The organism is Candidatus Pelagibacter sp. uisw_098, from assembly GCF_059512505.1.
Genome location: NZ_CM183454.1, coordinates 1,014,020 through 1,026,809 on the forward strand (window position 1 = coordinate 1,014,020; position 12,790 = coordinate 1,026,809).

Below are 12,790 nucleotides of genomic sequence, written 5' to 3' on the forward strand. Positions count from 1 at the left end.
TTCATTAAGTCTAAAATCAATTTTTAGCTTCAACTCAATATAATTCTAGGGCTAAAAATAAGAACAAAAATGATTCAATTATGAATCAAAAGGTGAACATTCATACATTTAGAAAATGTTTCTTGTGGATAAGTTTGCTAGACAAACTATAAGCCGGGTTCTGTCATTTAAACCTATCATTTCTCTAGGCTTAAGATCACTCTTAAGCTCAAGCAACTAACCCTGATGACTAGCCAAAGACGGCTTTTAGTTTTGCAACAATGTCATCTCTACTTAGTCTTGCTCCCAGTGGGGTTTTCCAGCGTTCATTGTTACCAATAGAACCGGTGCGCTCTTACCACACCTTTTCACCCTTGCCATGTTATGGCGGTATATTTTCTGTGGCACTATCCCTAGGGTTTCCCCCGCCAGGTGTTACCTGGCACTGTGTCTTTGCGGAGCCCGGACTTTCCTCTTTAAATAAATTAAAGCGACAAGTCGTTCATCTAGCGAAAGCAATTTATTACTAAACCATAGAACTTCAAGAAAAATTTAATTATATCTCTTGAGAAGATTTTTACTAATAAGCAAGCATTCTCTATCAATTTTACCATCAATTAACTCTTGTCTAAATCTTCTTTGAAAAGCTCTGATTATGTCCTTTAAATATCTGTCTTTATTTAGATCTTTTGGAATTTTTTTTGAATATCCAATCTTAAACAAATTATTAAGAAAAATTTTTTTTTCTATTTGGTTAGTTCTAAAATTTCTATTTTTCACCAACTCTTGTTTCTTTAATGTGTGCCATAAACCTATTTTATTTTTAGATAAATACTCCCATGGAAATTTTTCTCCAGGGTCTTTTTTTCTTTCTGGTGCTATATCCGAGTGTCCTAAAATACCTTTGTGGCTAATCTTATATTTGTCTATTAAAAATTTGCTTAGCTTTAAAAGAGAAGTAACCTGTTTTTTAGAAAATTTTTTGTAACCGAACTCGTGACCTGGATTTATAATCTCAATTCCGATAGAATTTTGGTTTAAAGATTTAAAATTCCTCCATGAAGATTTGCCAGCATGCCAAGCTACATATAAATCGGGCACCATCTTGACAATTTCTCCATTATTTTTAATTAAGTAATGGCAACTAACCTCAGATTGTATATCCGTGAGTCTGTTCACAGCAGCAGATTCATTTTTCATTCCAGTATAATGAAAGATAATCAACTTGATTTGCTTTGAGATTCTTTTTTTAGGATTAAAGCTTGGAGAATAATTTAATAATGTTTTTAAAGCCATTTTTGCGACATATTTAGAGCTAAATCTAGATTTACTTTAACATAATATACATTATATAATCAGGTAATATGAAAAAAATTTTAATGACATCTTTAATAAGCTTAATATTAGCTTCAAGTGTGAGTGCTGGCACAGATGGTGAAAACAGCTTATCTAAAAAAAATTCTGGACATGTTAAAGATTGTTTTGAGAATTTAAACAGAGCAACGTTTAAATTAAACCAAGTTTTAGATAGTGTAATTTTTGAACCAGTTGCAAAAACCTACAGAATTTTACCTTCTCCGGTTAGAGCTGGAACAAGCAATACACTAGATAATCTTTCTACACTTTTAACAATACCAAACAATATTCTCCAAGGAGAATTTAAAAAAGCTGGGATTAACACGGGTAGATTTATTGTGAATACAACAGTCGGAGTTGTAGGATTATTTGATGTAGCTAAAAAAATTGGTTTTCCAGGATACGAAAAAGAAGATTACGGTCAAACACTTGGTGCAATGGGTGTTGGCGCAGGGTGCTATATTGTTTTGCCTGTTTTGGGACCATCAACAGTTAGAGATACCGTTGGATCATTTGCAAATGTATTAGGTGGAGATGTTTGGTACAATGTAACTGTAGCTAATAATACTCAACATTTTTCTGATTTTGATTATTACGCATCAAGATTAGGAACTGGAATAGATTTTAGAGCAAAAAATATAGATTCATTAAATAATCTAGAAAAAAACTCTATGGATTTTTATGCTTCAGTTAGAAGTTTGTATTTACAAGATAGACAACAAAAAATAGCCAACTCTAATTCAATAACTGAAACCCAAAATGACAGTGATTGGGAAGAAATAGAAACTCAATAAATTAAAAAACTTAATGAGATCAAAAAAGTTTTTAACGTTACTTACCTTCATTATTATTAATATAATTAGTGTTAATTATTCTTATTCAATAGAACCAGATGTATTTGTTCAGTCAACAGTAAACAGAGCCTCTGAAGCATTAAATAATAAATATTCAATAGAAAAAAAAATAGAAAAACTTAAAGAGATTGCAAGTGAAACTGTAGATATTGATGGTATAGGCCGTTATACCTTAGGATCTTACAAGAATGAGATTACAGATGGTCAGATGATAGAATACAAAATTTTATTTAGACAATATTTCTTAAAAAGTTTTTCTAGTAGGCTTGCTGAGTATTCAAATCCAGAGATAGAGGTAGTTTCTAAAAAAAAATTAAATAAAAATTATACAATGGTTTCAAGTATTTTAGTTTCAACAGAACAAAGGCCCGAAGTTAAAATTGATTGGAGAGTTAGTACAAAAAATCCTGACAACCCCTTAATAATGAACTTGATCATTGAAGGTTTAAGCCTTGCAAGAACTCAAAAAGAAGAGTTCTCCTCTATAATTCAAAGTAATGATGGAGATATCAATGCTCTTTTTGCTTCTTTAAAAGAATTCATTAAATAATCACAGAATAAAAGATAATTTTTGGTGGGCCCACCAGGACTCGAACCTGGGACCAATACATTATGAGTGTACTGCTCTAACCAACTGAGCTACAGGCCCTAAAAATTAAGCTTTAAATATATTATAATGTAACAGATGTCTAGCATAGCTAAAAATATTAAGAATGGTGGGACTGGTTGGTTACGCTCCAACTACCCCTGCAATGTCAATGCAGTACTCTACTATTGAGCTACAGTCCCTTTACTATTGAGCTACAGTCCCTTTGAAATTTTAACTTTCTAAAAAGCTTTTTAATTGTTTGGATCTGCTTGGGTGTTTCAATTTTCTAAGCGCTTTTGCCTCAATTTGCCTGATACGCTCTCTAGTTACTGAAAATTGTAGACCTACTTCTTCAAGAGTATGATCTGTATTCATTCCAACACCAAATCTCATTCTTAGAACTCTCTCTTCTCTTGGCGTCAAAGTTGATAAAATTTTAGTAGTCGCTTCACTTAAATTAGATTTAATCGCTTGCTCTAAAGGTGCCAAAGCTTTTGTGTCCTCAATAAAATCTCCTAGACTGCTGTCCTCTTCGTCACCCACTGGTTTTTCTAAAGAAACAGGTTCTTTCGAAATTTTTAGAACTTTTCTAACTTTATCTAAAGGCATTCTTAATTTTTGAGCTAGTTCTTCTGGAGTAGCTTCTCTACCAAACTCACTTAAAATTAATCTTTGAGTTCTCACAATTTTATTAATTGTTTCAATCATATGAACTGGAATTCTTATTGTTCGTGCTTGGTCGGCAATAGATCTTGTGATGGCCTGTCTTATCCACCATGTGGCATAAGTTGAAAATTTGTAACCTCTTCTATATTCAAATTTATCTACAGCCTTCATAAGACCGATATTTCCTTCTTGAATAAGATCTAAAAATTGAAGACCTCTATTGGTATATTTTTTTGCAATTGAAATTACTAATCTTAAGTTAGCTTCAACCATTTCTTTTTTTGCTATTCTAGATTCTTTTTCACCTTTTTGAATTCTACTAACTAATTTTTTATAATCTGTAACAGAAATTCCGAGCTTATGACTTATCTCAATCAGTCTTTCTCTTATGTTTTTAAACTCATCTTTATTTTTAGAAAAAAACTGTTTCCACATAGGATTGGTATCAAGAAACTTTTTAAGATTTGGATTTATTTCATTGCCTATATAAAACTTAATAAACTCATTTCTTGGTATTTTTTGATCCATTGCCAATCTCAAAAGGTTTCCCTCCAATGAAACAATCTTTTTATTTTCAACATAGTGTTTTTGAACCAATTCTTCTGTTACAGATGGAGATAGTTGAAGTGATTTAATGTTTTCTAGAATATCACTTACAATTTTTTCGTATCCTTTTTCTTTAGCTGTTGAAAAAATTACTGAATTTAAAATACAATCTAATTTTTCTTTTTGATATTTAATTAATTTTCCATACTCTTTAGTTAATGTATTAACAGTTTTTAAGACTTTAGGCTTAATCTCAGTTTCCATTGCAGCAAGTGTAGGATTAAACTCATCATCATCATTGCTTTCTTCATTTTTATCTGTTTCTCCAGAATTTCTTTGCTTAGCACTCGGACCTGTACTTGCATCTTCCATATAATTGGTATCAATATCTATAATTTCTCTAACTAAAATTTCATCTTTGTGAAGTTTTTCATCCCATTCAAAAAATTGTTGGGCTGTGATAGGACTTTGTGCTAACGCGATTAACATCACATCTTTTCCTGCTTCTATTCTTTTTGCAATTGCAATTTCTCCTTCACGAGATAAAAGTTCAACTCCACCCATCTCTCTTAAATACATTCTTATTGGGTCATCACTTTTTTCAATAGTTTTACCCTCTTCTTTTGATGAATTTTCTTTTTTTCTTAAAACCTTAAAATCAGATTTTTTTTCTACTAAGGCAACATTTTCATCCAGGATGTGCATAAATGCTTGTTCTAGATTTTCGTCTGAAAGATTTCTTTTACCTAAAGATTTATTCAACTCGTCAAAAGTTATAAATCCTCTATGGGTTCCACGACCCATAAGTCTAGCAAATGATTTTGTAATTATTCTTTCCACAATAGTATATTTGAGATGACTTATATAAGCGCAATTTTAGAAAAATCCATGTATTTTTTGTTTGTTTTAATTGATGTTTTTTTGTTTTTTTAGCTCTCTTATTTCATTAAAAGTGTTTTCACTTAAATCCTTAGAAAACTTCGATTCAAGCTCCTCAATTCTGAACTCTAAATCATAGTTTTTAAGGTCTCTTGAAACTTCCTCTAATAATTCAAACATCTTATTTTGATCATTTTGATGGCTATTTAAAATATGCTTAATGGAAGCAAATTTAAAAATTTTTTCAGTCAATTGTGGGTCAATTGGTATTTCTTGAAGGGTCAGCTTTTCACCACTTTTTAATTTTGTTATAAGTGTTTCAAGAATTAATTTATTATCATCACTAAATAATTCTATATTTTCAATCAAATGAATATTTTCTTGAAATATGTCTAAATTATTCATTATCAAATAAAGCAATGAAAACTCTTTAAGCTCTACTCCGCTTAACAGCTTACTTTCATTGAAATGTTTTTGCGTAGATTGTAATGATTTAATTTTTTTAGTATAAAATTGTTTTTTACCAACATTGCTATGCGGTGTTAATGATGAGATTTTTTCTAAAAAAAACTCAAGTACATACTTTTTAATAAAATCATCTTTTATAGTTCCAGCAATAGATCTCAATTTTTTTTCGAATATAGCCATCGACGAAGGGTTGTTATCTGTTTGCTGCTTATAATGATTAAATATAAATTGATGAATTGAAATTTTTGCCTGTTTTGTAAAATCAATAAAGTTTGCCTTACCATTTTTGTTTGCATAACTATCTGGGTCTTCCCCATCTGGTAAAAAAAGAAACGAAATTTGTTTTTCTGGCTGTAATTCTTTAATTGAATTTTCAGCCGCTCTAAGTGCTGCTTTATACCCACTCTCATCACCATCAAAGCAAATAATTATGTCGTCAAAAAATTGATTAAGAATTAAAATTTGCCTGTCAGTTAAAGAGGTTCCTAAATTTGCAACAACGTTTGCAATTCCATTCTTACTTAAGCCAACAACATCCATATAGCCCTCTACAAGATATACGTGATCTATTTTATTAGATAATTTTCTAGCTAAATCTAAATTATACAAGTTTGAACCTTTTTTAAAAAAAGGCGTTTCAGGTGAATTAATATATTTTGCTAAATAAGTATTCTGCTGAATGGTTCTCCCCCCTAATCCTATAGGTTGACCCGAGATATTATTAATTGGAAATATAACTCTGTCTCTAAATCTTTCTACATATGTATTTTTTTTTTCATCTAGGTAAAAAAGTCCACTTTCAACTAAAACTTTTTCGCTAAAATCATTTTTTAATTTTTCATAAAAGTTAGAATTCCTTTCTACAAATCCAATTTTAAAATTTTTAACTTCATTTTTACTAAGACTTCTTTTTTTTAAGTAATCTCTGGCAATGGTTAAACTTTCGTTTTTTAAAATTTCATCGTGGTAAAATTGAACGTATTGATTATAAATAGAACAATACTCTTGCCAATTTTTTTCCCTTTCTTCATCTTGCTTTGAAAATGTATAAGGTCTCATTCCTGCAAGATTTGCCAGAGCTTTAACAGCTTCACCAAATTTCAAGTTTTGAGTTTTCATAACAAAATCAAAAATATTTCCATGCTCGGATGTTGCAAAACAGTGATAGAATTCCTTCTCATCATTTACTGTGAAAGAGGGTGTTTTTTCTGTTTTAAAAGGAGATAGACCCACAAACTCTTTACCTCTTTTTTTTAAACTAACAGATTTAGAAACTACTGTTGAGACTTTTAAACGAGTTTTTATTTCGTCTAAATACTCTTTTGGATATTTCATTATTTATTTAATAGTTCTTTAAGTAATGGACCAGCTTTAGCAAAATCTAAATTATCTGGGTATGATTTTTTTAGTTCACCCATTACTTTACCCATGTCTTTAATGGATTCTGCACCTAACTTACTTATTGTATCAATGCATATTTTTTTTGTATCTTCTTCATTTAGTTGTTTGGGTAAAAAACTAGACAAGAGATCAAATTCATTTTGCTCCACTTCTAATAAATCTTTCCTGTCATTCTTTGTATAGATTTCGATTGATTCGACTCGTTGCTTAATCATTTTTTTCAAAAGCTTCTTTACATCCCCATCATCTGTTTCTCTCTTACCCGCTCCAGATCGATTGAGAATATCTAGATCTTTAATTGAAGATAAAATTAACCTGTAGGTTGAGATTTCCATCTTATTTTTTGATTTTAAAGAACTTTTGTAGTTTGTTTCTATTGTTTCTCTCAATGTCATAATAATTTTCAATGTACTTCAAAGATAAAATTCTTCAAAAGAAAAATTGTTTTTTTATAATTTTATAATACATCTGTGTTGCGATAATTAAGCTTTTATTGTATTAACCTTTAACTCATGAGTTGTAATTGATCAAAAAAGCAAAAAAAATTAGCTCACACAAAATCTCACAGATTCCCACAGGTATTTTAGTTCTTGAAGATAAGACTATCTTTAAAGGTGTAGGCATTGGATATCAAGGGGTGGCTACTGGTGAGGTGTGTTTCAATACTTCGCTAACAGGATATCAGGAAATTATTTCGGACCCCTCTTATGCTGGACAAATAATCAACTTTACATTTCCTCACATAGGTAATGTTGGGGCTAATAAAAATGATTTAGAATCTGACAAGGTTTGGACTAAAGGTGTAATTTTTAATTCAGAAATAACAAGTCCGTCAAATTATAGATCTTTAATTAACTTAGATTTATGGTTAAAAAAAAATAAAATTGTAGGGATCACAGGTCTAGACACTAGAAGTTTAACTAACTCTATTAGAGATAAAGGCGCACCCAAAGGAACTATTTCTTTTTCTAAGAAGGGTAATTTTAATATCAATAAATTGGTTAATGTTACCATTAAATGGAGTGGACTAAAAAATCTAGATTTAGCAGAGCAAGTTACAACAAAAAAAAATTATATATGGCCTGGTTTTAAAACTTGGAAAAAAGAAACTGGCTATTCAAAAAATAAAAAAAACTCTTTTCATGTTGTGGCAATTGATTATGGAATTAAAAAAAATATTTTAAGATACTTTTCAAACCTTAACTGCAAAGTAACTGTAGTCTCGTGTAAAACCAATGCAAATGACATACTAAAATTAAATCCAAATGGTATTTTTCTATCTAATGGTCCTGGCGATCCTGCGGCAACTGGAAAATATGCAATTGAAATCATTAAAGAATTAATCAAAAATAATTTACCTATTTTTGGTATTTGTCTTGGTCATCAAATTCTAGCCTTAGCGCTTGGTGCAAAAACCAAAAAAATGAAACTTGGTCATAGAGGTGCTAATCATCCAGTTAAAAACTTAATTAAAGATAATGTCGAAATTACCAGTCAAAACCATGGCTTTGAAATTGTAAGGGCAACATTACCAAAAAATATTGAAGTAACCCATAAATCTTTATTTGATAATTGCATTGAGGGAATTAGATTAAAAAATAAACCTGTTTTTTCTGTTCAATATCACCCTGAATCAAACCCTGGTCCACAAGATAGTGTTTACTTATTTGAAGAATTTATTAACAACATAAAAAAAAATGCCAAAAAGAAAAGATCTTAAAACTATACTAGTCGTTGGTGCTGGACCAATTATCATAGGTCAAGCATGTGAGTTTGACTACTCAGGTACACAAGCCTGTAAAGCCCTTAAAGATGAGGGTTATAAAGTTATTTTAATTAACTCTAATCCTGCAACTATCATGACAGATCCTGGGGTTGCAGATAAAACTTATATTGAGCCTATAACTTTAGAAGTATTAGAGAAAATTCTAAAAAAAGAAAAACCAGATGCAATTTTACCAACAATGGGTGGCCAAACTGCTTTGAATTTAGCAATGGAAGCAGAGAAAAAAGGAATTCTTAAAAAATATAAGATTGAGTTAATTGGTGCAAATTCTAAGGCAATCTCTAATGCAGAAGACAGAAAAAAATTTAGAAAAAATATGTTAGATATTGGATTGGACTTACCAAAATCTAAGGTAGTAAATCATATTAAAGATGCTGCAAAAGCTTTAAGACAAATTGGATTACCTGCAATAATTAGACCTGCATTTACTTTGGGTGGTTTGGGTGGAGGAATTGCCAAAACTGAAAAAGAATATCTAAAAATAGTTAAAGATGGTTTACACGAATCCCCTGTTAGCCAAATTTTAATTGAAGAATGCCTTGAGGGTTGGAAAGAATTTGAAATGGAAGTTGTCAGAGATAAAAAAGACAATTGTATTATTATTTGTTCTATTGAAAACATAGACCCAATGGGAATTCACACTGGAGATTCAATTACAGTTGCACCCGCCCTAACACTTACAGATAAAGAATACCAAGTTATGAGAAATGCCTCAATTGCTTGTCTTAGAAAAATTGGAGTAGAAACGGGTGGATCAAATGTTCAATTTGCAATCAATCCTAAAGATGGCAGAATGGTTATCATTGAAATGAACCCAAGAGTTTCTAGGTCTTCGGCACTTGCATCTAAAGCAACAGGGTTTCCAATTGCAAAAGTTGCAGCAAAACTAGCTGTTGGCTACACACTTGATGAGTTAAAAAATGAAATTACCAAAACAACACCTGCCTCCTTTGAGCCTAGTATTGATTATGTGGTAACCAAAATACCAAGGTTTACCTTTGAAAAATTCTCTACTTCTGAGGCAATTCTTGGAACTTCAATGAAATCAGTTGGTGAAGCGATGGCAATTGGTAGAAACTTTAAAGAATCTCTGCAAAAAGCATTGGTTTCTCTTGAAATTGGCTTTTCAGGCTTAGATCGAATTTTTTCACTTAACAAAAAAGAAATAGAGAAAGAATTGAAAAAAAATATTCCAAACAGAATATTATTAGTTGCTGAAGCGTTTAGAAAAAAAATGAATATTAAAAGAATTCACCAGCTTTGCAAAATAGACCCTTGGTTCTTAGAACAAATAAAAGAAATTGTTGATGAGGAAAATAAAATTCAAAAAAAAGGTCTCCCTAAAGACTACAATGAATTTAATAGAATTAAATCAATAGGTTTTTCTGATAAAAAATTATCTGAAATTACCAAAATTCCTGAAAACCTTGTTAGAAAAAAAAGAACTGCTTTAAAAGTGTTACCAGTTTACAAAAAAGTAGATACTTGTGCTGCTGAGTTTAAATCTTTCACACCTTATATGTACTCAACATACCAAAGAAATTTTGCTTTGAATTCAGAGTGTGAAGCAGAACCTTCTTCAAGAAAAAAAATCATAATTTTAGGGGGTGGACCAAATCGTATAGGCCAAGGAATTGAGTTTGATTATTGTTGTTGCCAAGCAAGTTATGCTCTTAAAGATAGTGGTTTTGAAACTATAATGATTAACTGTAATCCTGAAACAGTTTCAACAGACTACGATACAAGTGATAGACTTTATTTTGAACCTCTTAAAGAAGAGTATGTTTATAATATTATTAAAAAAGAACAGCAAAAAGGAAACCTTGTGGGGATTATTGCTCAGTTTGGTGGACAAACTCCTATAAGACTTGCTAAATTTTTACATGATAACAAGCTTCCAATTTTAGGTACGCAGTACACCTCTATAGATTTAGCTGAGGACAGAGATAGATTTAGAAAATTACTTGATAGATTAAAATTAAAACAAGCAGAGAGTGGTATTGCCAAAACTTACAAGCAAGCCATTCAAATTGCTGAAAAAATTGGTCTGCCATTAATGGTAAGGCCTTCTTATGTGTTAGGTGGAAGAGCGATGGAAATTGTTCATGAGAAAAGCCAATTAAAAAACTTTGTAGAAGAAGCATTTAAAGCTGCAGAGGATAATCCAATATTAATAGATAAGTTTATTAGTCACGCTATGGAAGTAGATGTTGATGCGATATCTGATGGCAAAGAAGTATTTGTTGCGGGTATCATGCAACACATTGAGGAAGCGGGTATTCACTCTGGAGATTCTGCATGTTCTTTACCTCCAATATCTATTAAACCAAAGCTGATAACTGAAATAGAAGTTCAGACAAAAAAATTGGCTTTAGCTTTAAATGTTAAAGGTTTTATGAATATTCAATTTGCTATTAAGAATGATGAAATTTATGTAATCGAAGTAAATCCAAGAGCAAGCAGAACAGTTCCTTTTGTATCTAAGGCCAAAGGATTACCTCTTGCAAAAATTGCCTCAAGAGTAATGGCTGGTGAAAAATTATCTAAATTTAATTTAAAAGGTAAAAATAAAAACTTGTTTGCAGTTAAAGAAGCTGTATTTCCTTTCAATAAATTCCCAAATAGTGACCTATTATTGGGGCCTGAGATGAAATCAACAGGTGAAGTTATGGGATTTGATAAAGATTTTGGTATGGCTTATGCAAAAAGCCAAATTGCTGCTTCAAACTCATTACCAACAAAAGGTTTAGCATTTATCTCTCTCAAAGATGGTCATAAAGATGAAGGTGTAGATTTAGCAAAACAATTAATAAAATTAAATTTTACTTTGTGTGCTACGGGTGGAACTGCAGATTACATTCGTAAACATGGAATAAAATGCAAAACAATAAACAAAGTTAGTGGAGGATCACCTCACATTGTTGATGTACTAAATTCTAAAAAAATTGCTTTAGTTATTAATACAGGTGGTGGAAATAGTGAGCATCGTCTGCATGATGCAATGGCTCTAAGAAGAGCAACACTAGGTAACAAAGTTCCTTATTGTACGAACATGTCTACTGCTCAAGCTTGCTTAATGGGGATTAGATCTTTAAAAACAAAAGAGATCACAGTAACTGCACTTCAAGATATCTAATGTGAAGACAAGCCAGTATTTGCAATACTAAAAATCATATCTTCGTAACTCATATCAAGGTTTAAAACACACGATCTATAGAAATAACCTTTTCGAAGACCTGGCATTAAATTTGCTTCTATAAAATGAGGAACACCTAAGTGATCCATTTTAATATCTATTCTACCTAAAGATTTTCCACCTAAAGCTTTAAAGGAATCTTTTGCTAATCTAGAAAGTTTGTCAAAAACTACAATATCAGAAACAAGAATTACACTCTCTTCATCATTTTTTTTAACATTAAAATCAAGAATACAATGACCATCTACATTTTCTTTTACGATAATTTCAATTGGCATAGCTCTTAAAGTTCCATCAATGCTATCTTCAAAAATACCCACACTATATTCTTTTCCTGCTAAATATGTTTCAACTAAAGAAGGTGAGTTTTGTTTTATTTTAATATCTAATACTTTTGATGTAAAATCTTCAAAATTAAATACAATTGAATTTTTATCTACACCTCTACTGTCTCCACCAGTTACTGGTTTTATAAAAAGGGGAAATTTTATTGGTATTGAAGATTCTTTTAAGTATTCACCAGGGTTTGTTATAAAAAAATCTGCAGTTCTAATATTATTTTTTTGCATAATCTTCTTTGCTCTATTTTTATCACTTTCATTATCAAGGGCTGCTTTACTTGAGGCGATATATGGAATTTCAAACATCTCTAAATAATCATTTAGCCATATTTTTCTATTATTAAAAAAGAAATACTTAACACCAGAGAATACTAAATCAGGCTTTCTTTTAACCAGGGCTTCAAGATCTTCTTCTGAATTAATTTCAGTAATTAAAACATTTTTATATCGTTTAGATAAAATCCTTAGAACATTTTTTTCTTCTATAATGATTCCAACGTTATCTTGATGTGAATTTATCTCACCCAAATTAGGAACTATGACTATTTCTATAGTCTTACTAATTTTTATTGGAATAATATTATTTTTTTTTAAAGGTAAAATATTACCTATTTCTGGTATTCCTTGTTTAACTATGTCTTTTATAATCATAATAAATCCAACACATAACCCACACAAAAAGCATGAATGATGAGCTATTCTAATAAAGTTGTTTTCTAAAAAATTATT

General features: G+C 30.6%; 9 protein-coding genes, 2 tRNA genes and 1 other RNA gene. 4 read left to right on the top strand and 8 right to left on the bottom strand.

The window, feature by feature from the left end; all coding sequences use genetic code 11:
• Nucleotides 1-133: 133 nt before the first annotated feature.
• Nucleotides 134-489: RNase P RNA component class A (gene rnpB / locus AC5YF9_RS05480), an RNA gene on the bottom strand.
• Nucleotides 490-531: 42 nt separating this feature from the next.
• On the bottom strand, nucleotides 532-1,275 hold the full coding sequence (locus AC5YF9_RS05485) for an N-acetylmuramoyl-L-alanine amidase (protein WP_415303684.1): 744 nt from the start codon (nucleotides 1,273-1,275) through the stop codon (nucleotides 532-534).
• Nucleotides 1,276-1,343: 68 nt separating this feature from the next.
• Here AC5YF9_RS05485 and AC5YF9_RS05490 point away from each other — a divergent pair, with 68 nt between their 5' ends.
• Both AC5YF9_RS05490 and AC5YF9_RS05495 read left to right on the top strand, forming a co-directional pair.
• Nucleotides 1,344-2,129, top strand: coding sequence for an MlaA family lipoprotein (locus AC5YF9_RS05490; protein WP_415303685.1), 786 nt, complete (start codon nucleotides 1,344-1,346; stop codon nucleotides 2,127-2,129).
• Between the two features lie 13 nt (nucleotides 2,130-2,142).
• Entirely contained in the window at nucleotides 2,143-2,739 is a 597-nt protein-coding gene (locus AC5YF9_RS05495; protein WP_415303686.1) for an MlaC/ttg2D family ABC transporter substrate-binding protein, read from the top strand.
• A 22-nt stretch (nucleotides 2,740-2,761) separates the two neighbouring features.
• On the opposite strand, the gene AC5YF9_RS05500 is transcribed toward AC5YF9_RS05495, so the two are convergent.
• From AC5YF9_RS05500 to AC5YF9_RS05520, 5 genes are all read right to left on the bottom strand, one after another.
• Nucleotides 2,762-2,838: transfer RNA gene (locus AC5YF9_RS05500), tRNA-Ile, on the bottom strand.
• 65 nt (nucleotides 2,839-2,903) lie between these two features.
• Nucleotides 2,904-2,978, bottom strand: a tRNA-Val gene (locus AC5YF9_RS05505).
• A 31-nt stretch (nucleotides 2,979-3,009) separates the two neighbouring features.
• Nucleotides 3,010-4,830: an RNA polymerase sigma factor RpoD gene (gene rpoD / locus AC5YF9_RS05510; RefSeq protein WP_415303687.1), complete on the bottom strand. Its 1,821-nt coding sequence runs from the start codon at nucleotides 4,828-4,830 to the stop codon at nucleotides 3,010-3,012.
• 66 nt (nucleotides 4,831-4,896) lie between these two features.
• Nucleotides 4,897-6,672 (bottom strand): DNA primase, encoded by a 1,776-nt coding sequence (gene dnaG, locus AC5YF9_RS05515; RefSeq protein ID WP_415303688.1) that lies wholly within the window; start codon nucleotides 6,670-6,672, stop codon nucleotides 4,897-4,899.
• Nucleotides 6,672-7,133, bottom strand: a complete 462-nt coding sequence (locus tag AC5YF9_RS05520; RefSeq protein WP_415303689.1) for a GatB/YqeY domain-containing protein — start codon at nucleotides 7,131-7,133, stop codon at nucleotides 6,672-6,674. Before AC5YF9_RS05520 ends, dnaG begins: the two co-directional genes overlap by 1 nt.
• 128 nt (nucleotides 7,134-7,261) lie before the next feature.
• On the opposite strand from AC5YF9_RS05520, the gene carA reads away from it, so the two are divergent.
• Nucleotides 7,262-8,458, top strand: a complete 1,197-nt coding sequence (gene carA, locus AC5YF9_RS05525) for a glutamine-hydrolyzing carbamoyl-phosphate synthase small subunit (protein ID WP_415303690.1) — start codon at nucleotides 7,262-7,264, stop codon at nucleotides 8,456-8,458.
• The gene (gene carB / locus AC5YF9_RS05530) at nucleotides 8,436-11,660 is read left to right on the top strand and encodes a carbamoyl-phosphate synthase large subunit (protein ID WP_415303691.1); all 3,225 of its coding nucleotides are present in this window, start codon (nucleotides 8,436-8,438) and stop codon (nucleotides 11,658-11,660) included. The genes carA and carB overlap by 23 nt, the downstream gene beginning before the upstream one ends.
• On the opposite strand, the gene AC5YF9_RS05535 is transcribed toward carB, so the two are convergent.
• Complete coding sequence (locus AC5YF9_RS05535; protein ID WP_415303692.1) at nucleotides 11,657-12,712, bottom strand: D-alanine--D-alanine ligase family protein; 1,056 nt, start codon at nucleotides 12,710-12,712, stop codon at nucleotides 11,657-11,659. The two genes, carB and AC5YF9_RS05535, sit on opposite strands and share 4 nt — an antisense overlap.
• Nucleotides 12,713-12,790: the final 78 nt, after the last annotated feature.

Excerpts from the sequence above, each read along its gene's own strand:
- AC5YF9_RS05485 (WP_415303684.1), bottom strand. The coding sequence starts at position 1,275 with ATGGCTTTAAAAACATTATTAAATTATTCTCCAAGCTTTAATCCTAAA.
- AC5YF9_RS05490 (WP_415303685.1), top strand. The coding sequence starts at position 1,344 with ATGAAAAAAATTTTAATGACATCTTTAATAAGCTTAATATTAGCTTCA.
- AC5YF9_RS05495 (WP_415303686.1), top strand. The coding sequence starts at position 2,143 with ATGAGATCAAAAAAGTTTTTAACGTTACTTACCTTCATTATTATTAAT.
- dnaG (WP_415303688.1), bottom strand. The coding sequence starts at position 6,672 with ATGAAATATCCAAAAGAGTATTTAGACGAAATAAAAACTCGTTTAAAA.
- AC5YF9_RS05520 (WP_415303689.1), bottom strand. The coding sequence starts at position 7,133 with ATGACATTGAGAGAAACAATAGAAACAAACTACAAAAGTTCTTTAAAA.
- carB (WP_415303691.1), top strand. The coding sequence starts at position 8,436 with ATGCCAAAAAGAAAAGATCTTAAAACTATACTAGTCGTTGGTGCTGGA.
- AC5YF9_RS05535 (WP_415303692.1), bottom strand. The coding sequence starts at position 12,712 with ATGATTATAAAAGACATAGTTAAACAAGGAATACCAGAAATAGGTAAT.